The organism is Paenibacillus sp. TY11 (assembly GCF_059772165.1).
Genome location: NZ_JCBAIQ010000043.1, coordinates 1 through 20787, shown reverse-complemented (window position 1 = coordinate 20787; position 20787 = coordinate 1). Strand labels below are relative to the sequence as shown.

Genomic DNA, 20787 nt, shown 5'->3' with positions numbered 1-20787 from the left:
AATTTCCAACTTGAATTCCTGACTATACGTATTTTTAATCTTCCCCATGAAAAAATCCCTCCTAAGTATATACAGTAAGGGGCTTATTCCTAACTGTCTACTCAAAAGGGATAATAACATCCCACTTTATTAGTGGAAACAGAGGTTCTTTTCTGTGGATTTAGAGGCATCCTTGTTTATGCAAATTTTTGCGATATCCTTTTTTTATTAGGCGCATCATTCGAAAATCCAAAAAACGTCCTTTTATTCTAAAATATGACATATAGGAGGGATCATGCTAATGAACCAAGGTGTGACTTTACTTCGTGTCGAGAAAGCTAGGAGGAAACTGTACCAAGTCCAGAAAAAGTATGGATTTTTAACACATCCCAAAGTAATTGAGCAATCTAAAAAGCTGGATGATCTATTGAATCATTATCAAACATGCAGAAATGTTCATTGAGAAATGTGACCACCTAATTTTTGAATGACAGCCGTGTAATCAGCTTCATCGTATGCACATCCTGCGGGCGATAGAGACGATGTCGATTGGTTTTACGCTCCGCACGCGGAAGCAGACCGATTTTCTCATAATAGCGAATGGTATCTTTCGATAGTCCGGTTTGCTCCGATGTTTCTTTAATGGAATATGATAGCTTCTCACTCATCTGTGATCCTCGGTCTGTCCGATTCTGTACATGGTGTATAACTTGGAGTCAGCTTCAAGTCAAGTATTCCTATAGCCCATCCTAAAATCTAAAAAGACGATCTTCCTCTTTAATTCCTCGACCGCACCTCTAACCTGCTCTGTCTGTGTCACGGCTGAAATCACCGCCACACCATCTGCACCCGCACGTGCCACTTCCTCAACACGATCCACTGTAATGCCCCCGATCCCAACGATCGGCACATCAATTCCCGCTTTGCGCATCTCATGCAATATTGCTGTTCCCTGCACGGCATGGGCATCATCCTTCGAGAGGGTGGGATAGATTGGCCCGACGCCAAGATAATCCGCGCCTTGTAGGATGGCTTGACGTGCTTCCTCAATGGTATGAGCAGAGACGCCGAGAATTCGATTTCCGAGCCGCTCGCGGACGGAATCGGCGGATTCATCGTCCTGGCCGATGTGAACGCCGTCGGCGTCGAGTTCAAGGGCCAGTTCCACATCATCATTGACGATGAAGGGAACACCAGCTTGGCGGCACAGGTCCTGTAGCTGGCGTGCAAGTTCGAACATAGGGGCGCCCCTTAACGCCCCATGGCCCTTTTCTCGGAACTGGATCATGGTTGTGCCGCCAGCCAGAGCCTCTTGCACGACCCAACTTGGTTCCGCGAGGCAGTTCACGCTTCCAAGAACCAAATACATTTGTAAATGCTGGCGCATCATCTCTGGTAATATTCTGCCGCTCATTGAGGCATCTCCTGACGACGGCGATAGGCCCAATGATTGGTTGGACCGTGCCCCTGTCCAAGATACAGAGTATCCTCAATCGCCGCCTGGATGAAAGCTCTGCCATTCAAGATAGCCTCGGGGGCAGACATCCCTTTCCCTAATTCAGCGGTAATCGCTGCCGAGAAGGTACACCCTGTTCCGTGTGTATGGACAGTTCGCACCCGCTTGCCGCCCAGCTCTGTAAAGGCTGTTCCGTCAAAGAGCAGGTCAACGACCTGTCCGCTGCTTTCGCTCTCCTCATCGTGGCCGCCCTTGATCACAACGAATTTCGGGCCCAGACTGCTAATATGTCTCGCAGCCTCGCGGCGATCATCGATAGTACGAATGCTTATTCCTGTTAAGGCCTCCGCTTCCGGGATATTCGGTGTGACGACCAAGGCCAGGGGGAGCAGGTCATCATTCAAAGCCTGCACCGCTTCCGACTGCAGCAGTTTTGCACCCCCCTTGGCAATCATCACTGGATCGACGACAACCTTCTCCCAGCCGAACTTTCGGATCTGCTCGGCCACAAGGCGGATGATCCCCGCATTAAACAGCATGCCAGTCTTCAGGGCGTCTACTCCAAGGTCTGATCCTACAGCTTCGATCTGTTCCGCTGTTGCTTCCTGTGGCAGCGGATATACTCCATGGACCCCTAAGGTATTTTGTACGGTAATGGCCGTAATAGCCGACATGCCGTATACGCCAAGCTCCTGAAAGGTTTTCAGATCGGCTTGAATTCCGGCCCCGCCGCCGCTGTCCGAACCGGCAATCGTCAGCGCTCTGGGTACACGAACGTCTATCATCGCGCATCACCTGCTGTAGTTGTTCCGGCTTCACGGACAGAGACATGCCCCTCCAGCGATCCTGTATGCAGCTTGGCGAGCTCGTCGAGAAAGGCAAGCTGGAAGCTGCCGGGCCCCAGCTCTGCTGTACGTGAAGCGGCTCGGGAAGCTGCTGCACCGTAAAATGCCAAGCCTGCTGTACCTGCGAGCAGCAGGTTTGGTTCAACAGCCGCAAAGGCACCCAACACAGAGGTCAGCAGGCAGCCTGCTCCGGTTACCTTTGTGAGCAGTGCGTCTCCGCCGCTAATCATGCGCACTTCGGCCCCATCAGTGATAACGTCCTCTTTTCCGGTAATGACAACCATCGTATTGAGCGCCCGCGCAGCCCGAACTGCCAGATCGACATTGTCGCTGCTCGCACTGTCACCGACATCTACGCCTTTAATCTCACGGGCTTCTCCGACAAGATGGGCGACTTCGGCCGCGTTGCCCCGCACTAATGAGATTTTGACTTCACTCAGGATTCGCAGTGCTGCCTCGGTTCTAAAGCTAGTCGCTCCCGCACCGACCGGATCTAGCAGGACCGGAACGCCATGTGCATTCGCCGATTGTCCAGCAATGATCATGGCATCTACCAGTTCGCGGTTCAGTGTACCGATGTTTAACACGACGGCGCCCGCTATTTTTGCCATATCTGCAACTTCCTCAGGTGCATAAGCCATCACTGGCGAAGCGCCCAGCGCATACAGGCCGTTGGCTGTAAAGTTGGTGACCACCATGTTGGTCATATTGTGAACGAGTGGCTTGTTGTTTTGTACCTTTGTCAGGAGTTTTGAACAACCTTTTTCCCATGTACTCATCATGTTTATCCTCTCTCATCTATTAAAATCGCAATTTACGTCAGCATCTGTAGTTCGATGGTCAATGGGGCATTAACCGTACTTTACGCATCGAATCGCCAGGCTGATTATTCCAAGACCGCAGCCTGCATCTGGACTGGCCATTCTTCCTGTTTATAAGCCATATCCCAGAACCTATATTCCAGCTGGCAGCTCAGCATAAAATGCTCAATCATCCGTTCCCGCTCAGCAGCCGTTGCGCCTTCCGCCCAAGCATCTACACGGTCTCGGAACTTGACTGTTGTATCTTCAAGCTGGTTTCCATAGAAGCAAATCCATTCATAGAACGGATGGGACTCATCCGGCCTTACTTCATCCAGCAGCCTGTGGCCAATCTCAACATACGTCCACATACACGGCAGCAGCACAGCCATGATCTCGCCCAGACTGCCCTCATGCGCGACCGTCAGCATGTGACGGATATAATGATGAGCCGACGGAGCGAGCGGATATCCCTGCAACTCTTCATAGGTCACACCTGCGACAGCACAGAAATTTTGATGCGGATGAACCTCGCTGTGGAGAATAAAAGAGATCTGTTCGTTAAATACAGCCATGTCCTCCCGGCTCGTGCATTTGGAGATCGCGATTCCATATATCCGCATGTAGGCATTCAAATATTCAAAGTCCTGTTTTACATAGTGAATCAACTGTTCCCTTGCTAAACTTCCTGCAGCAATACCTCTTACAAAGGGATGCTCAAAAATCGCTTGAAAAATGCTATCCGCCTGCCGACGGAGCTCTTGCGTAAAACTCATTTTCCCCACCTCCAACAAAAATGGAGAACAAGAAGTCCCGTAAGATACAATTCCCGGAACAACGCTAAAAAGCCGCCCCGAAAAACTGGAGCGGCTTCATTATAGGCACAATACGCAAAAAAAGCATGTGAGCTTATATACGAAGGCTCCACTTTCCTACGCTAGTACGAACTAGATCAGGTTCCAAGGGTCCAAGATACGTTCTTGTCTCAGCCATAGTGGCTCCCCTAGTGGACTTCCTATTCTTTTGAGTATTACTGTACATTCGTTCATACGTTATGTCAAACCGTTGCCGGAACGCTGTATCCTGCCTGTCAGAACAGGCAATTCCCAGTGAAGCATTAGTGAGGGTGATGTATTGCACTTTCCACTGCTTTGACCTTCGTATATTCCGGTTTCCACATCGCATCTCGTATAGCTTGTTCCACATCTGAAATGTGTGCCTGAGCTACCTGATCCTGAATCGCGGCTTTCGCAACCGCAACCGCAACAGCGTACGAAACATCACGTAATTTTCGGATATGAGGGAGAAGCGCACCGCCAAGCTTATTCGAATCTACACCATTGGCAACGGCATCTGCTGCGGCTGTAAACATCGCAGGTGTGAACCTTTTGGCTTGAACCACAATCGCACCCAGACCAAGTCCCGGAAAAACAAAGGCATTGTTCGCCTGTCCAATTTCAAATTTCGTACCGTTATAGTTGACGGGCTCAAAGGGACTTCCGGTAGCGATCAGTGCTTTGCCATCGGTCCACCGGATCAAATCCTCGGGTACCGCTTCTGCAAGATTTGTAGGATTGGACATGGGCATAATGATCGGGCGTTCTACATGCTTCGCCATCTCCTTGATGATCTCCTCAGAAAAGGCACCTGCTACACCGGAAGTTCCAATCAAAATCGTAGGTTTCACCTGACGGATGACCTCCAGCAGCGGTATTTTGCCGTCATCCGACCGGGCCCATGAGCTGACTTCTTCCTTTTTACGCACATACGGTTTCTGATAGTCTAATATTTCTTCCATATCTTCCGTTAACAGCCCGCGATAATCAAAGGCCCAAAAGAACTTGAATGAATCTTCCGCGGGAAGGCCGTCCTCGATCATAGCACCCCGAATTTGATCAGCGTTACCGATACCTGCCGCCCCGGGGCCGAAGACAAGGATTTTTTGTTCACGCAGTGGAGTCTTGGTGACACCTACCGCCGAAAGAATCGCAGCCAAGGTCACCGCTCCTGTACCTTGTATGTCATCGTTGAAGGTGAGAATGCTTTGACCGTATTTTCCTATAATATGGCGTGCGTTCACGCTACCCACATCTTCCCAATGTAAAAGCGCCTTCGGGAATTGCGTTAACGTTTTGCTGATAAAAGTATCAATAAACTGATTGTAGGCTTCTCCGCGAACCCGTTTATGGCGGTTTCCGATGTACAGCGGATCGTTCAATAGCTTTTCATTATTCGTGCCCACATCCAGTACAATCGGCAGCACCCGCCCGGGATGAATGCCTGCTGCAGCCGTATACACAGCAAGCTTGCCAATAGCAATGTTAATCCCCCCGACACCCCAGTCACCAATCCCCAAAATACTTTCGGAATCCGTCACGACGATCAGGTCCACATCCTCGCCGCTCAAACCAGAGTTATAGAATGCTTGTCCAATGCCGTTCGGGTTATCTATCGACAAATATACGCCCCCAGGGCGATTGTACTCGTGACTGTATTCTTGAATCGCGGTTCCTACAGTCGGCGTGTAGACTACGGGCAGCATTTCACTCAAATGATCAGTTAGCAGCCGGTAGTAGAGTACGACGTTTCGATTGTGAAGGTCGTTGAGAGAAGCATTTTTACGCAGCATGGTGGGTTGTGCCAGAAATTGCTGATACGCCCGTACGCTCTGTTTCTCCAATGAAAGGACGGTTGGAGGAAGGATTCCTTCCAAGCCCAGTTCTTTACGTTCTTCTTCTGTAAAAGCAACACCTTTGTTCAAAAGGGGGTTCGCCAACACATCCTTTCCTCGTAAGGGAGTAGATAATGACCCATCGCGATTGACATAAAAAGCTTCCATAGAAAGACCTTCTTTCTCTTCGTTTTGATGATTATTCATGACGAAAGATGACATGTTGTCCATAGTATGGACGTGCGAATCTGTTTTATTCGTCTATTTATCTATGACAAAATAACCATATTCATTTTCGTTTTTAATCTTAAAGAACTAGTTTATGGTATGGATTCGCCAAATGGTTCTGATGATTTTAGTTCTAATGAATCAAGCCTAAATACTCTGTTTTTATCAAATATGAAGATCATTTTTTCTTCTCTTATATCCTTATATATCATGGGGTGTCAGCTATTTTGTTAAGAAAATATGAAGTATTTGGACATTAATTTAATCCATTTAAGAAAACATTCTTAATTCCTTTTCAACAAAATAGAACTATTCGGAGGAAAAGGAGAGGTTTGCGTGCAGGGACCTATAGCCATTTTTAGCGATAACGACAGGGCTATTGATTATCCCAATGTGATTTACTTTTACCAATATATACAGTGCGAGGACATGGAGGCAGCTTCAGTCTACGAGGGCGCATGTTGTTGCCTGATTGATTATAGGGAGCCGGGGCAAGCAGTACGGAGAGCCAATCAGATCCGTAGCCAATTTCCGCAAATGCCATTGTTACTGGTGACGGATGTAACATTTCCGTTCAGTGATCAGCATATGGTACAAATCACCGGAGTAGGCCGTTTGCGCCTGCTATTTTGGCAAGCCAATAACACCGAAGAAATGCTTTCGGAAATACAAAGCTTGCTCTATCCCGAGTATTCGACCAAAAGCCAACATATTGCATTCATCTTATCTGTATATAACGAAGAGCAACGTTTTGTCCATGTCAAAACCTTTGCTGAACGACTGCAAGCCTTTATCCGCAGCCATATTATAGAAGGTTCGATTTATCTCATTGATGATGGCAGCCACGATGGCACCCATGCCTTGATTAAAGCGCTGGAGGCAGCAACGGACTTGTCCGTGAACCGGATTAATCAGAAACTTAGTCCGCTGCTTCAAACAAGGGAATTGGGACGAAATACACGTAAGGCAGGGACGTATCTGGAAGGGATGCGGACCATCGGAGCGGATTACTACGTATTTGTGGACGCGGACGACTCCTTTTTTATTGAGGATATTGCCAGAATGATTAATGTTGTTCAGCAGGGCTATTATGATGTCGTGATCGGAACCAAGGATATGACCGCCGAGAATCGATCTTTATTGCGATCTGTCGTTAGCTTTGGTAAACGGGTCGTTTCCCGGCCCTTTTTACCAACAGGTGTGGTGGATTCCCAGACCGGGCTTAAAGTGATGAGTTCGGTTGCAGTGAAGCGGATGTTTCCGCATTTGAAGGAACAGCTCGGACTGGCGCTGGATCTGGAAATGATGTTTATCGCAAAGCGACTTCAGCTTCGTGTACTGCAATTACCCGTCAAATGTATTGACCGGGATGGATCGCACATCCATGTTTGGAAAGATTCCATTCGTTTTTTGCGCTCCATCATTGATATTTGGCGACTGGATCGGCGGGTGAGATAACGACGTGAACAACCGATTGCGTTCGTTGATGTTTCCTCTCTTTAATGTGCTGCTAAACGGATTTAATTTTTTCTTCCACATTGCAGCGAGCTGGTATCTTACCGGACAAGCTTATGGTCAGGCGAATGCGCTGTTGGCGCTCTTTGCACTTTTGTCCGTTTTGGGTTTATCGATCCAGCTATTAACCGCCAAACTGGTCTCCAAGGGAGATAAAAAGCTTCCGCTACGTAGCTTACCGCTCGGTTCTCTATTACTAAAAGCTCCTCTGGTGCTAACCGTGCTTGCCATGGTCATTTTACTCATCTTTCATCCGTTGCTGCGCTCGCTATTAGGCGTCGAATCCGGCCCGCTGTTCATGCTGTATGGCTTGATCGGACTGCATATTCTTGTGAGTTCGTGCCGCGGAGATTTACAGGGGAGGGAACGCATGTTGGCGCTCAATGTGAACTATTACATTGAGGTGTTAGGGAAGCTGAGTCTGTTTTTTGTCCTGGCTGTATTGGGTTTAAAGCTGGAAGCCCTACTGTTGGCGAGCTGTGGGGGAATGTTGCTGTCGCTGCTTCACGGCTGGTTCATTTCCGCCCGGGGCTTGTCCTTATTCAGTTACAGTGGAGAACATATATCTTCTGGGCTATGGAAATCACTAGGCCAGGATTTCACGGATAGCCTTATGACGAATTTATTCATTTTATTTTGTATCTCCATCGACATGTTGTACGTGCAGCATTACTTTCCCGAGCAGGCCAGCGGCTATGCCATTGCGCTGAAGTATAGCCAATTGGTCTATTACGTTTCGTACAGCCTGATTGCTGCCTTTATTCCAAAGATTGGTGCGCAGGGGCATGACCGCCAAGCTTTGAGCAAGTTAATTGCCGTCTATGCCGGATTAATGGCTATAGCCGCGATCTGTGTATATGTGGGCACGACCTTTGTCTTCCCATCATCTATTCCCATATTATTCGGAGCCTCTTACCAGTCGGCCGAGGCCTATATTCCATGGGGAGGATGGGTGTACTGGCTATTTTCCATCGTGCTGTTTTTTGTGCATGTGCACGTATTGGTGGGCAGACGCAAATTTATGTTCAGTCTGATGGCCGGAGCCGTGGCTTTATTAGTAGCCTTTCATATGGCTCACACAGACCCGGCCGATTTTTTGCTATCTGAGTTCATTGTTTACGGGGCTATGTCTCTCTACTTTGTGGTAGATGCCTATGTGTATTTGTTCAAAATAAAGATAAGGGGGGATTCATCCCATGAATACCATACATGAACAGGACGGTAAAACCGTAGTTCTATTGCTTTCCTGGCGTGACATTCGTTCACCTAAAAGCGGGGGAGCAGAAATTTTCACCCATGAAATGCTTAAACGCTCTCAGCAAGACCGTTTTCAGTTCATTCATTTTTCGCCCCAATTTGAGGGGATGCCTGAGCATGAAATCATCGACGGTATTACGTATATTCGAAAAGGGAACATATACAGTGTTATTTATTATGCCATGCGCTATTACCGTCGTCATCGAAGGCAGATTGACTATGTGATTAACCAGGCGAATACGCATCAATTCTTTACCCGATTTTGGGTAGAGGCATCCAAGCGGATCTTTTTCATACATCAGCTAACAAGGGAAATATGGTTTGAGAATGCCAGATTTCCGTTAAATTTTATTGGATTTCATATGGAGTCCTTGATGCTTAAGCTGGCACGTAAGGATCGGACGCTTACGGTGTCCCCGTCTACCCGATATGATCTGCTTAAGCTAGGCTTTCACCCGGATCGTGTTCATCTTTTACCGGAAGGCATTGAGTTTGACCATTGGCCGCGCGAACAATTTTTAACGAAGGAGTCTAATCCGACCTTCATGTACGCTGGGCGCTTCGTTAAATATAAAGGTATTGATCTGGTCGTTGAAGCCTTTGGGCAGCTCAAGGAAAAGTTCCCACAGGCTATGTTATGGATTGCCGGAAAAACCGATAAAACCTATGTGGAAGAACAATTATTGCCGATTATGAAACGGTATGGATTGACTTACGGAGAACCAAATAAACAGGGGCAATCGCAAGCCGATATTACCTTTTACGGATTTGTTTCAGCAGAGCATAAGCTGGAGCTGATGAGTCGTGCCCACGCGCTCGTATTTCCTTCCCTGCGTGAAGGCTGGGGTTTGACGATTACGGAAGCTGCGGCTGTTGGAACCCCCAGCATTGTCAGTAATTCACCCGGTCTGGTGGATGCGACGGATTTTGGAAAAAGCGGGTATCTATGCTTTCACGGCGACATCCGGGGGTTATCTGAACAAATGGAAAGAGCAGCGAAGGGCGGCGAAGATTACATGGCCCTCCGTGAGCGGGCGTATCAGTATGCGTTAAGATTCCATTTTGATCATACGGCTGCTGCGTTTGAGCAGTTGATGGAAAATTGGGTAGAGGAGGCGGAACAGAGTGGACAAAGTGGTCATTCTCTTCTCCACGTACAACAATGAACGGACGATAGAGCCTTGTTTGCGAAGCTGTATGGGGCAAAATTACAAGGATCTGCATATTGTAATTGCTGATGATGGCTCCAATGACCGGACCGTTGAGACGATTCGTATGCTGTCGGCAGGGAGTTCAGTACCCGTAACGGTATTGGAGCTTCCCCATGGGGAGCGGGGAGTCGCTAGGGTCAGGGCGGTTGAGGAAGCGAAACGCCTGGGTGCTGAATACATATTTGTATTGGATTCCGATATGATTTTAGCCGAACATCTGATTCAGCAGAGCATCGACTTTTTTAACGATCATCAGGATATCGGCGCCTTGGTCGTTCCAGAGGAGGCGTATTCGGAAGCGGACAATTTTTTTTCCAAAGTGAAAGTTTTTGAGCGAAATGTGATTAACAACGCGGGTGAGACCTTGGGAAAACGCTCCATTGAAGCGGCACGCTTCTGGCGAATGAGCGCTTATGAATCGACGGGCGGGTTTAATGCGGAGCAGATTGCTTTTGAAGAAATACAGCCGACCTTGCGTTATATAGAGTCTGGTGGAGTCATTCGCCGGGCGGTATTTACACGTGTATATCATGATGAAAAACAGGTGTATCTGCACGATGTATTACGTAAAAAAGCCTACTACTTTTCGGTGATGGATCGTACGATGTCATCTGAAGAGGGCGGATTGCGAAAGGCGCTGGAACGTTGGTACTTCTTCCGTCCGGTGCTGTATACATGGGGAAATTTGAAAAACTATATCCGCCATCCGTTGCTGACGGTGGGGATGTTGTGGATGTATGTATGCCTGACTGTGATTGGGGTAGCCGCCGTGTTAAAGGGCGGCACCCGTCACTCAGGCGATCTCGCTGAAGGCGGATAAGGCGTAAGGAGGAATGGCTGAGGGTCAGCGTATCCAGCGTGTACAGGTCGGGATCGGAAGATTCCAACTCCTCGTCAACAAATAGAATGTTTTGGGGTGTCATAAGAACTGTGCAACTCCAATCAGGAAGTAAGGAATGAGAAACTACATGTATAATATCAGCGTTTTGGCATTTTTGAAAGATGTCAATACAGAACAGGCGTTGCGTCTTTTTTGTGAACGATTTGATTCGGCTGAACATGCGCTCTGGGAAAAAGGTATGCGTCTCCTTCACCAGTATCATGCTGCACGACATACAGGGGTAACCCTGGCTGTCTCCAGCGCACTTCAGCATATGGACGATCGTCATGATATTTACGTTGTTGATCTGCGTGAATACAGCGAAGAAGAGCTGGATCGCTTATATATCGCGAAAACATGCGAGTTGATCCTGCTGACGGACGGGGCAACGGAAACCGCTGCGAGGTTTGCCGCACTCCAGCGCCGCACTCCCCGGTTGCTGTGCGCACGGCTACCGCTGGTCAGCTACGAGCTGGAATGCCTGATGCAGGCTATTTTGAGCCGTCTTGAACAAAATGGAGGGGACAGGGAAGCATGAAGCAATGGGCTTTGTTGAAACCAGGTTGGCAAAAGCTGATCCTGTACCTGATCGTTTTGGGTGTGATAGTGTTTTTGGCCGCTGTGCTTCAATGGTTTGTCGTGCGACAATTCAGTGTTCACTTGGCGGAGATTCAGAACGAACAGCTCCAGTATGAGGTACAGGAACTTTCTAGCAGCATAACCGAGCGTTATGCCGCATGGCAGGCTGAACTGAAGGAGCTGTCGTCCAGTCTGGGCAGAGATATGCTGAATCAGGGAACACGCCAGTATCCTGAGGGGTTTAAGCGTGAAAGCGGGGCCTTTTATGTGCTGGATGAGCAGTATCAGGTGATGGTCGGACTAGACAATCGTGAGATGAAAAGTGCAGTCCAGCAGATTAAATGGCTGCAAAATGGTTGTGCGGTAAGCTCTTTTGCGACAGAGGATCATCAGCCTGCCCAGTATATAGCATGCAGGATTCAAGGGGCGCAGATGGGCGGTTTTATGGTGCGCACGGTTGACGCTGATATGCTCAGCGGGATTATTAAAAGTAAACCGGTCAATCAGCATGAGACTTTATTTTATAACGATCAATTTAAGGTCGTAGCTTCCCGAAACACTCCGGATATCAACCGAACGGACATTACGGGCGTAACCCGTAGGCTGCTGGAGGGCAATACGGGTGTCATTGAAGATGATGGAGAGAAACACGGAATAGGATTCAGCCGCATTGGGGAAGAGGCCCTTTACATATCGGTTCAGGATGTCAGTCAGGACACTACCCAGCGGATCAGCTCCTTTCGCAAACAGTTGTGGATGGTCATGGCTCTGATATTATTCATTCTGTGGGCCATGCTTGTACAGTTCCGCAAACGGATTGTAAAGGATGCCATCGTGAATAATCAGGTTCGTGACCAACGGCGGGATGAAGATATGCGACAGCAGCAGGACACGTATTATTTGCCGTTAATGCAGACGATTGAGCAGCAGCTGCAAGAGCTGCAAGAGCAGACTAGCCGTCTCACCGGCGGTGATGATTTGAAGCTGTTAGGATTCTATCATGATCTAGCAAACCGCTTTGAAGCGGCTTCTAGTCAGGGAAAAGGAGCATCCCATGAAGAACTGGAGTATTTCCGCGAGTTGAATGAAAATTTCATCCAGGGTCGTCTCAGACAGGAATCCTCACTGGGAGAGTTACTGATGGGAGTCCGTGGCTTGCGTGATGAGCTGGAAGTGAAGATGCATGATAATAGCGGAATTAGCTTCACGGATATGAATGACGTATTGTCCGAATCACTGAAATGGGCGAACCGTTCGTTGAATATGAAGAACATTCAAGTGATCTTGCGGCAAGAACCTGTTCCATCGATTGCAGCACAAGCGCCAATGTTGTACAAAACGATTCAGGGGCTGCTGGAAAATGCAGTGCAGGCAATGGATCAAGTTGAAGAGTTGGCGGAGAATCAGGAGAGAAGCCGAACAGGTTCGCGATCCAAGCGGAAGTCTCAAGTGCTCAAGGTTAGTTCGCGGCTGGAAGAAGGAGAAATTATTATTATCATTGAAGACACAGGCGGCGGGATTGATGATAAGATGCGTTGGAGCTATTTCCAGCCGGACTATTCCCAAAACTCGCAGGAGTATACGTTCAGCCTGTATCATATGGATGCATACCTGAAGACGATAGGTGGTCGCTTAAAGTTGCGTAATACCGATCAAGGATTGCAAGCCATCGTTCGTTTGAGAAGATAGGCCCGAGATAACCAACAGATACCCGAGAAGTTCAAGAGAGGGGGACAAGTATGAAAAAATGGATATTTCGCTACCGTTATGATATGGCGGCAATTTGGTTGATGCTGGTTGCGATTGTTGCATATCTTGCACCCATCTATGGCCCAGGGCAAATCGTGTTCAGTGACATTGCCTTTGGAGCTACCTCTCATCGGTATCTGGAGGAAATAACGGGGGTATGGAACGAACGGTGGTCTACTTCTACCCTGTTCAATGCTCCACGTATCCTGTACATCTTGCCCTTCTATGGACTTTCACTATTATTTGACGAAAGCGGCCCGGTCTTGCTCAAGTCGTTTATCACAGGCTTGTTATTTGTTTCGGCATTTTCGATGTATGCCTTTGCCAAGCGACTGGTCAGTGTGTATTATTCACCAAGCTTTACGAAAACCCGTATTTTTGCCATCATGGTCGGCTCATTGTTTTATGCGCTGAATCCATGGGTTATTTTTCGCATCCAGCATATTTATTTGCTCTGTGGATATAGTTTGTTTCCATTAATGTTGCGATTCTTTTTCAGCGCGGTGGATCCCAAATTTCAAATTCAACAAATTAAAAACTATCATCCCCACAAGTTGTATCAGCGGAACTGGATAGATCTGTTCCTGTTGGCTGCGGTATTCACCGTTAGTGCCGCTGCCATTCATTATTTCTTCTTTGGCATGATTTATTTGGGTTTGTTCACCCTGTTGCTATTGCTCAAACTGACCTGGACCCATCGCAAGGCCGGTCGCACCTATTTGCAGCCGTTATACGGCAATTTTTTGCGTAAAGGGATCATTTTTGGCGTGTTTTTCGGTCTGCTCAGTTTTTATTGGTTGTCCCTGTATGTCGGCAGCATGTTGATGGACGCTCAAGCGTCTCAGCATAATATCAACGTCGTTGATACGTTGTCTCTGTTCAGCCGTAACAGCAGTTTATATAATGTGGGTTATTTACTGAGCTATTGGTGGCCTATGTTTTCCTTTTCCTCACTGCCTGCCATGTTTTATGTAGGAGGGGGATTTTTGTTGCTATTGATCGGGTATGCGATGGTGACACGTTCACATAAAAATCCGATCATTCTGATCTTTTCCCTACTTACGCTGCTGTTTCTGGTTGCAGCTACCGGGACGACGTTTCCGTCCATTGCCAAGTGGTTTGTCATTCTGGTTACGAAAACCCCTGTGATTGGTTCGGTTTTTCGTGATCCTAACAAATTTATTGGACTGATTGCCCTTAATTTCGGCGTGTTGCTGACCTTTGGCGTCATTCAATATATGGAATGGTTCGAATCATCACCATTGCAACGTGTATATAAAAAGCTGGCGGTTGTTATCGTCGTCTTGTGCCTGGGAGTGTACTTTGCTCCTCTGCGTACCCAGTTCATTGAGGGATACTACAAGCCGGTACAAGTTCCAGAGGCTTATAGTCAAATGGCTAAAAAGCTGACTGATCCGGATCGTTTTGATAGCAAGGCATTGTATTTTCCGATTGCTGATAATATGATTCAAAGCTATAACGGAGTAGCCACGCCCAAATGGAATAAAGGGAAGACCGCAAACGAGAAGGCAACCGGAGATTTTCAGGTATACTCTTCTCCCAAAAATACGATCTTTCATCATGAGGGCAATGATCCCGGTATTACATACTATATGAATTTTCTGGAGCATGTCATGGACAACGGATTAAGCTCCCGATTAGGCTGGCTGTTCTCTACTTTTGGGGTCAACCAGTTGGTCTACCATGACGAATATGAGGGACAGGAGAAGCGGCAGGATTTCCACCTGTCTCAGCTGGAAGGTCAAACCGGGCTGAAACGTACGTACAAGAACGGGCTATTTTCCATATTCAATCTCGATCAGGCACCGCCCTATATGAACATCCTTGCGAGTAAAATTGTGACACCTTACGGTTTTAGCCGACTGGAGAGTTACAGTCATCTGCCTGGTTTTGATTTTAGCCGCTTTGGGGTACTGTTCAGTGCGTTAAAGCCTGAGCTAAAAACCATTCAGACGGTCAACAGAGGGGATTATGTGGAAGCGGCCTCCTTTAATGACTTGCTGTTGTCACAGCTTCCGGCAGAGGATTACTTGCGGCCTTTTGATGCTATTGAGGATGGTAATGCTTTTTTAAAATGGTCCAAAACCTTTGCCTCGACCAACGATTGGTTGTGGTATTTATCCTCTCAAAATATACGGAACTTTCCGTTCGATATGGAAATGGATGCAGGGATTGCGGTCACCTTTGCCAGTAAGAAGCTGGATGTGGCCCCGTATCAGATGAGCAGCATCGAGGGGAAGACGGTCGTGGACTTTGACTCCATGTTGCGGACCGAAACCTTTTTCAAACCAGATAATCCGCAGTTGTTCAGTGTACAGGCTAATCCCCGTGAGGAATTGAATGATGTGCCGACTCTGCACGGCGAGATTATGAAGGGAGACCCGAGTAATATATGGCAGGTCGCCAGATCGGGTTTGCTGGAAGCCAAGGAAGATAATCCATATCAATTCCAAATCACCGTTTCCGGTCGTGGGACGAACAAAATGCATGTTAAAATGAGGTTTTATGATAAACAAATGCGTGAGCTGGGGGTTAGCTATGTCGTGGCGCCTTCAGAGGGATATAATTTTGACAGTGTGAAATTTTACGGGGAATACGTTTCGCCGCCAGGCAGCTATTGGATGCGAATGGATTTGTTAACCCTGCAACGTCCACAGCAAAAAAATTACTGGTGGATTCATGATATCCAGCTGCGTGATTTGGGGCAATACAGCAAGCCTAACTCGTTTACGATGCACAAAAAACTGGATCAGTCTCAAACCTCGCATGTATATGCTAGAGTGTTTATGAACAAGGCAGGCGGGAAATTGCAAGTCACACTGCCGGACAAAGTGGTTAATATTAAGACCCAGGATGATGGATTGAACCAATTTCAATGGGTAGATCTGGGAGAGCATGTCTTTCCCAAAGGAGATACTCCGGTCACGGTTAATAACCTGCAAGGCTTTAATGCGGTCAATCAATTTGCGATTGTACCTACAGATCAGCTGGATCAGTTATCTTTTCCGGTCGAGCAGGCATTGAAGCGGAGCAAGCTCTTTTTCATCTTGGAGGCAGAGAGCGATTTTAACGCCCAAGGGAATGTGCAGACGGAACGTGCTTTACCAAGACTTAGTATGGGGCGGGGAATCAGCTATCAAAAAGGGACATTAAGCAGGGATGTGGAAGTCGCCAAAACGGGAACCTATTCCACAGCTATTTTGGCTAATCTACCTACCGGGTACCATGGGTCATTAACGATGAAATGGATGAATGAAGAGACTGGAGAGGTGCTGACAAGAACGATTCGTACGGGTGGGTCGTATAAGCGGTTACCCGTTACCTCTTTATCCGAAAAGCAGGTTATTGAAACGGTGCCTAATCAGGATGGTTTTGCCAAGAAAATCATACAAATTCCCGGTCTGCTGAATGATTATGGCCGAGTAGAATTTAAAAATCTGTTCCTAACCAAGGGAAAGTATCGATTAACCCTTGTGCTGGACAGTCAGGTACCGTCATTGAGCCGTTTTGGAGATATTCATCGAATGGCTGGGCAGGAAGTGACGGTGATGCCTGGGGAGGACACGAAGGAATCATTGAGCACGGATGTCGGGTGTGTAGCGGATATTCGACCTGGCCAGACGAATCTATCATTCATGGATGAAGGATTGTCTATCCGTTACGCACCTAGCTATTCCTGTGACTGGAATATTTATGCGTCCAAGAAAATGAAGGCGGAGCCGCTACAAGAGTATGCCGTTCAGTTGGATGCACGGTCAGAACAAATTGGAAGTCGGCACATGAAGGTCATTTTTTTGAATAAAGCGTCCCAGGTTCTCCAAACCTCCTATATTGATGAGGTGGAGGAGAGAGATAAGGAGCAATGGAATCATTATGATCAAATTGTGAAGGCTCCAGCAGGAACCGCCTTGATGCAGTTTCAGATTTTGGCGCATGCGCACAAGAAGCAGTCAGGCTTATTTCAAATGAAGCAATATTCCATCATCCCTTATCAAGCGATGATTACAGTGGATCAATTTACGTTGTTTGAGGGAACGGATATGGATACCTTTTTTATGGCTCCACCACATGCTTCGGAAAGCATTCAGGCTGCTCGTGAAAATTCCATGGAACGCAGCTTTACTCTATATAATCCAACGCATCAGCAGGTGCTAGTCCGAGAGACAGAATCACCCAATCCACTGTGGGAGTTCAGGCTGGGTAGCGAAAACCAGCGTGCCCGCCTGTCCATCAATGGAGTGACTACCGGATTCATAACTAATGGTAACGGAAACGGGAAAGTCGTCGTTATTCTGGCTTCCGCCTACCGTTTCGGCTGGGTACTGTTCTTCATCGGGATATTGGGTGGAGCAGCTTGTTTTCTTCCTTATAGGCGATGGAAAAAGCGAAATCTTCCATAAGAAGCAAGCTGCTCAGGAGGGGAACTGGTAGCCATATACGGCTACATCTCATATTTGTAGCCTCTGCCCCAGACGGTACGGATATGCTGAGGATTTTTAGGGTCACGTTCTATTTTTTTGCGAAGGCTGGAAATATGTACGTCGATGGTACGATCCAGATAAGCGCCATCTCCGCCTTTGATCCGATCCATCAGCTCGCTGCGGGTAAAGACTTTACCTGGATTGCAGGACATCTCTTTTATAATGGAAAATTCGATTTGAGTGACTTCTATTTCTTGGTCATCGACTAACAGGCTATGACGGTAATCATTCACCCAAACTCTTACCTTTTTAAGCTTTTGGGTTACCGTTTGCGATTCAGTGGGCATGTTGCGGCCGCAGCGGCGCAGCAGGGCCTTAATGCGGGCATTTAACTCTCTCAGACTGAAGGGCTTGCATAAAAAGTCATCCGCTCCGTCATCTAGAGCCTTTATTCTTATATTCAGCACCGTGTTATTAGAGATGATCAGCATAGGAACCGTTGTAAATTGACGGATTTGGCTGATCAGCGCACATTCGACTCTACCGGAAAACACCAGAGCGGTCACAATAATATCCGGCTTAAAACGCATAAGTGTAGGAATTGCAAGTTTACAATCATAGATTAGTTCGGTATGATAGCCTTCCTCCTGAAGATGAAGAGCAATCATATCTGCCAAACTTTTTTGATCTTCAATGACGAGTATTTTTATGGGCATGACTGACATCTCCTGTACAGACAAAGATACAATAGCAGTGCATAATCATGTATTTGCCACGATAATACATACTTATGTATTCGGCAGAAATGCGAAAATTGAACAGTCCTATAATGTAAGAAAAATATTAATTTACAGGAAGAAGGTTGCATCTTTGCGAATGATTTTATTATCTGGAGGTTCGGGTAAACGTCTATGGCCCTTATCTAATGTGAACCGTCCCAAGCAGTTTCTTTCCATACTACGTCACGACGAACGGCCCGAAAGCATGCTGCAACGAATATGGAGGCAATTAGATGAGGCTAATTTGGCAGATGAGGCCTATTTTTCGACGAGTGGAACTCAGGCCGAGCTGATCCGGGGGCAAATTGGCGGAGATGCTGTAGTGATTGAGGAGCCAACTCAGCGGGATACCTTCCCGGCCATTTCCCTGGCTACGGCCTACTTGCATGACGTTGCAGGCGCATCACGCGACGAGATCGTAGGGGTCATGCCTGTGGACGGGTATGCGGGGGATGAATTTTTTGAGCATTTGAGCAGGCTTCCTTCAATATTAGAGCAATCAGGAAGCCATATCGCATTAATGGGGGCTGCTCCAACCGAGCCCTCAGATAAATACGGATATATTGTGCCTTCATCCTCTTCTTCACTTGACCAGCCATATTATAGAGTTAGTTCATTTGTAGAAAAGCCGGATCTGATCCGTTCAGAAGCATTGATCCGTGAAGGGGCCTTATGGAATTGCGGGGTGTTTGCTTTTAGACTGGGCTTTTTGTTGGATATTCTGGAGCAAATGGGTTTACCAGCCGACTACAATTCTCTTTCGACAAATTATGCGGACTTGCCTAAAACTAGCTTCGATATTGCGGTAGTAGAGCATACTCATAAGCTCTCAGTGCTCCCATATCATGGAGAGTGGAGGGATTTGGGGACGTGGGATTCGTTGGTGCGGGAAGTAAGTTCAAAGCTGAGCGGCCCCGGGTATATTTCAGAAGCTTCACATGACTCGCATATCATCAATGAACTGGAGATTCCGGTTAGCATCTGGAATGTCCCAGGCATTATTGTCGTCGCTGGGCCGGATGGTGTGTTGGTTACAGATCGACAATCGTCAACAGGAATTAAGGATATGGTGGCGGAAATTGAAATCGGCCCGCGTTTTGAGGAGCGCTTTTGGGGGAAGCAAACGGTATTATCCCATCAACAAGCGGTAAGCGGGTTACAAACGGTCACCAAACGCGTGGTCATTTCGAACGGGAGATTTATCAGCTATCATGAACATCAGTTCCGTAAAGAAGTTTGGACTATAGTTTCAGGAACCGGAAGCGTCTGTATCAATGGAGTGACACAGACAGTCAGCCCGGGTGAGGTCATCGTCGTAGAACCTGGTACAAAGCATTTTATAAGGGCTGTAGAGGGAGATTTGGAATTCATTGAGTCACAAATCGGACATATCGTATCCGAAACGGATATTATCCGATATGAATTTCCCGATTCGGTTGATGCCCATATCCTATGAAGTGTCTACATATAGGGACTGATAGATATGAACGAGGTTTATGAGAAGGCAGGAAGAGTGGTAAGAACTATTTTTTTATTAGAGCTTGGATGATCTGAGCATTCTCAAAAAAAGGTATTCATGCGTTATGAGCTTGAATACCTTTTTTTGCATGAACAGCTTGTTTTGTTCGTGATGAAATGGATAGAAAAGAGGCTATAAAATAAGTTTCTTGGAAGTCAGCCACTCTTTTACGGCATCTGTACTGAGGTCTCTTTTAGGCGTCCATTCTATTTTATCAACCAGCTTGCCGTGTCTAAATTCTGCAATGGTGGGGGTGTATTTTACGTTGTAATCCGCTTTGAATTTATTCCATTGGGGCTTGTCCTTATGGATTTGGTGAACGTTCAAAAAAGTAATTTTAGAGCCTAGATTATACTGTTCGATCATCTTGTTAAAGTTAGGCTCAAACCGGCTGCAGTCGCCACAACTGGGTCTGCCGACATAGACAAATACACTTTGATCCTGCTGGATCAAACTCTTAAAACCATCAACTGTAACCGCATTCAAGTGATCATATATTTCGGGGTAATTGCTTTTGCTCGCTTGGATCTCTTTGTCTTTCTGCTGAACAACCTGCTCCAGGTCTTGAAATTTAACTACAGCTGAAATAGCGATACCAATGACAAGCAACACAATGATACTTAACCCGGCGATATATCCTTTTTTCACGGAAATCCTCCTTTTTTTACAATCTTACACTTACAATAAATGATATTTCCATTTTTCGCTGTAACACTTGTCTCATTATGTATAAAAAGAAGCTTTCCATTTGGAAAGCTTCAGGCTGTCGAGAAAGTCTCGACAGCTTTTTTATGTTGATTTTGTTTAAGACGACACCGCGTTAATGTTGTATAATATAGGTAACTATTGTATAGAACGGACGGTGTTCGTATGCTGC

At 47.0% G+C, this 20787-nt stretch carries 16 protein-coding genes, 1 pseudogene and 1 riboswitch; of the genes and pseudogenes, 9 read left to right on the top strand and 8 right to left on the bottom strand.

The window, feature by feature from the left end; translation table 11 throughout:
• Positions 1-274 precede the first annotated feature (274 nt).
• Positions 275-442 carry an aspartyl-phosphate phosphatase Spo0E family protein gene (locus AC6EJC_RS26145; RefSeq protein ID WP_444956431.1) on the top strand — a complete coding sequence of 56 codons (168 nt, stop codon included), beginning with the start codon at positions 275-277 and terminating at the stop codon, positions 440-442.
• Positions 443-455: 13 nt separating this feature from the next.
• Here the strand turns inward: AC6EJC_RS26145 and AC6EJC_RS26140 are convergent, their stop codons facing one another.
• The 6 genes from AC6EJC_RS26140 to AC6EJC_RS26115 all read right to left on the bottom strand — a co-directional run bounded on the left by AC6EJC_RS26140 (position 456) and on the right by AC6EJC_RS26115 (position 5919).
• A complete protein-coding gene (locus AC6EJC_RS26140) occupies positions 456-647 on the bottom strand; it encodes a MerR family transcriptional regulator (RefSeq protein ID WP_444956430.1) in 192 nt (63 codons plus the stop codon).
• Positions 648-706: 59 nt separating this feature from the next.
• Positions 707-1393 carry a thiamine phosphate synthase gene (gene thiE / locus AC6EJC_RS26135; RefSeq protein ID WP_444956429.1) on the bottom strand — a complete coding sequence of 229 codons (687 nt, stop codon included), beginning with the start codon at positions 1391-1393 and terminating at the stop codon, positions 707-709.
• Positions 1390-2220, bottom strand: a complete 831-nt coding sequence (gene thiD, locus AC6EJC_RS26130; protein ID WP_444956428.1) for a bifunctional hydroxymethylpyrimidine kinase/phosphomethylpyrimidine kinase — start codon at positions 2218-2220, stop codon at positions 1390-1392. Before thiD ends, thiE begins: the two co-directional genes overlap by 4 nt.
• Complete coding sequence (gene thiM / locus AC6EJC_RS26125; RefSeq protein ID WP_444956434.1) at positions 2217-3059, bottom strand: hydroxyethylthiazole kinase; 843 nt, start codon at positions 3057-3059, stop codon at positions 2217-2219. Before thiM ends, thiD begins: the two co-directional genes overlap by 4 nt.
• Before the next feature lie 107 nt (positions 3060-3166).
• Positions 3167-3856, bottom strand: coding sequence for a thiaminase II (gene tenA / locus AC6EJC_RS26120; RefSeq protein ID WP_444956427.1), 690 nt, complete (start codon positions 3854-3856; stop codon positions 3167-3169).
• Between the two features lie 136 nt (positions 3857-3992).
• Positions 3993-4095, bottom strand: a riboswitch (TPP riboswitch).
• A 102-nt stretch (positions 4096-4197) separates the two neighbouring features.
• On the bottom strand, positions 4198-5919 hold the full coding sequence (locus AC6EJC_RS26115) for an NAD-dependent malic enzyme (protein ID WP_444956426.1): 1722 nt from the start codon (positions 5917-5919) through the stop codon (positions 4198-4200).
• 396 nt (positions 5920-6315) lie between these two features.
• On the opposite strand from AC6EJC_RS26115, the gene AC6EJC_RS26110 reads away from it, so the two are divergent.
• The 7 genes and pseudogenes from AC6EJC_RS26110 (at position 6316) to AC6EJC_RS26080 (ending at position 17591) form a co-directional block, all read left to right on the top strand.
• Entirely contained in the window at positions 6316-7437 is a 1122-nt protein-coding gene (locus AC6EJC_RS26110; RefSeq protein ID WP_444956425.1) for a glycosyltransferase family 2 protein, read from the top strand.
• Positions 7438-7441: 4 nt separating this feature from the next.
• Positions 7442-8707, top strand: a complete 1266-nt coding sequence (locus tag AC6EJC_RS26105) for an MATE family efflux transporter (protein WP_444956424.1) — start codon at positions 7442-7444, stop codon at positions 8705-8707.
• The gene (locus tag AC6EJC_RS26100) at positions 8691-9917 is read left to right on the top strand and encodes a glycosyltransferase family 4 protein (protein ID WP_444956423.1); all 1227 of its coding nucleotides are present in this window, start codon (positions 8691-8693) and stop codon (positions 9915-9917) included. The genes AC6EJC_RS26105 and AC6EJC_RS26100 overlap by 17 nt, the downstream gene beginning before the upstream one ends.
• Positions 9877-10789: pseudogene (locus tag AC6EJC_RS26095) on the top strand (glycosyltransferase family 2 protein). Before AC6EJC_RS26100 ends, AC6EJC_RS26095 begins: the two are co-directional and overlap by 41 nt.
• A 141-nt stretch (positions 10790-10930) precedes the next feature.
• Positions 10931-11380: a hypothetical protein gene (locus AC6EJC_RS26090; protein ID WP_444956433.1), complete on the top strand. Its 450-nt coding sequence runs from the start codon at positions 10931-10933 to the stop codon at positions 11378-11380.
• Positions 11377-13110 carry a sensor histidine kinase gene (locus AC6EJC_RS26085; protein ID WP_444956422.1) on the top strand — a complete coding sequence of 578 codons (1734 nt, stop codon included), beginning with the start codon at positions 11377-11379 and terminating at the stop codon, positions 13108-13110. Before AC6EJC_RS26090 ends, AC6EJC_RS26085 begins: the two co-directional genes overlap by 4 nt.
• A 50-nt stretch (positions 13111-13160) precedes the next feature.
• Positions 13161-17591, top strand: a complete 4431-nt coding sequence (locus tag AC6EJC_RS26080; protein WP_444956421.1) for a hypothetical protein — start codon at positions 13161-13163, stop codon at positions 17589-17591.
• Between the two features lie 41 nt (positions 17592-17632).
• Here AC6EJC_RS26080 and AC6EJC_RS26075 read toward each other — a convergent pair whose 3' ends face one another.
• Complete coding sequence (locus AC6EJC_RS26075) at positions 17633-18328, bottom strand: response regulator transcription factor (protein ID WP_444956420.1); 696 nt, start codon at positions 18326-18328, stop codon at positions 17633-17635.
• Positions 18329-18488: 160 nt separating this feature from the next.
• On the opposite strand from AC6EJC_RS26075, the gene AC6EJC_RS26070 reads away from it, so the two are divergent.
• Positions 18489-19847: a sugar phosphate nucleotidyltransferase gene (locus AC6EJC_RS26070; RefSeq protein WP_444956432.1), complete on the top strand. Its 1359-nt coding sequence runs from the start codon at positions 18489-18491 to the stop codon at positions 19845-19847.
• A 195-nt stretch (positions 19848-20042) separates the two neighbouring features.
• Here the strand turns inward: AC6EJC_RS26070 and AC6EJC_RS26065 are convergent, their stop codons facing one another.
• Positions 20043-20558 (bottom strand): thioredoxin family protein, encoded by a 516-nt coding sequence (locus AC6EJC_RS26065; RefSeq protein ID WP_444956419.1) that lies wholly within the window; start codon positions 20556-20558, stop codon positions 20043-20045.
• Positions 20559-20787 lie beyond the last annotated feature (229 nt).

Bases quoted from the DNA above. Each gene is read 5' to 3' on its own strand.
- AC6EJC_RS26070 (WP_444956432.1), top strand. From the start codon at position 18,489: ATGATTTTATTATCTGGAGGTTCGGGTAAACGTCTATGGCCCTTATCT.
- AC6EJC_RS26085 (WP_444956422.1), top strand. From the start codon at position 11,377: ATGAAGCAATGGGCTTTGTTGAAACCAGGTTGGCAAAAGCTGATCCTG.
- thiD (WP_444956428.1), bottom strand. From the start codon at position 2,220: ATGATAGACGTTCGTGTACCCAGAGCGCTGACGATTGCCGGTTCGGAC.
- AC6EJC_RS26080 (WP_444956421.1), top strand. From the start codon at position 13,161: ATGAAAAAATGGATATTTCGCTACCGTTATGATATGGCGGCAATTTGG.
- thiM (WP_444956434.1), bottom strand. From the start codon at position 3,059: ATGAGTACATGGGAAAAAGGTTGTTCAAAACTCCTGACAAAGGTACAA.
- AC6EJC_RS26145 (WP_444956431.1), top strand. From the start codon at position 275: ATGCTAATGAACCAAGGTGTGACTTTACTTCGTGTCGAGAAAGCTAGG.
- AC6EJC_RS26075 (WP_444956420.1), bottom strand. From the start codon at position 18,328: ATGCCCATAAAAATACTCGTCATTGAAGATCAAAAAAGTTTGGCAGAT.
- AC6EJC_RS26140 (WP_444956430.1), bottom strand. From the start codon at position 647: ATGAGTGAGAAGCTATCATATTCCATTAAAGAAACATCGGAGCAAACC.
- tenA (WP_444956427.1), bottom strand. From the start codon at position 3,856: ATGAGTTTTACGCAAGAGCTCCGTCGGCAGGCGGATAGCATTTTTCAA.
- AC6EJC_RS26115 (WP_444956426.1), bottom strand. From the start codon at position 5,919: ATGGAAGCTTTTTATGTCAATCGCGATGGGTCATTATCTACTCCCTTA.
- AC6EJC_RS26100 (WP_444956423.1), top strand. From the start codon at position 8,691: ATGAATACCATACATGAACAGGACGGTAAAACCGTAGTTCTATTGCTT.
- AC6EJC_RS26090 (WP_444956433.1), top strand. From the start codon at position 10,931: ATGTATAATATCAGCGTTTTGGCATTTTTGAAAGATGTCAATACAGAA.
- thiE (WP_444956429.1), bottom strand. From the start codon at position 1,393: ATGAGCGGCAGAATATTACCAGAGATGATGCGCCAGCATTTACAAATG.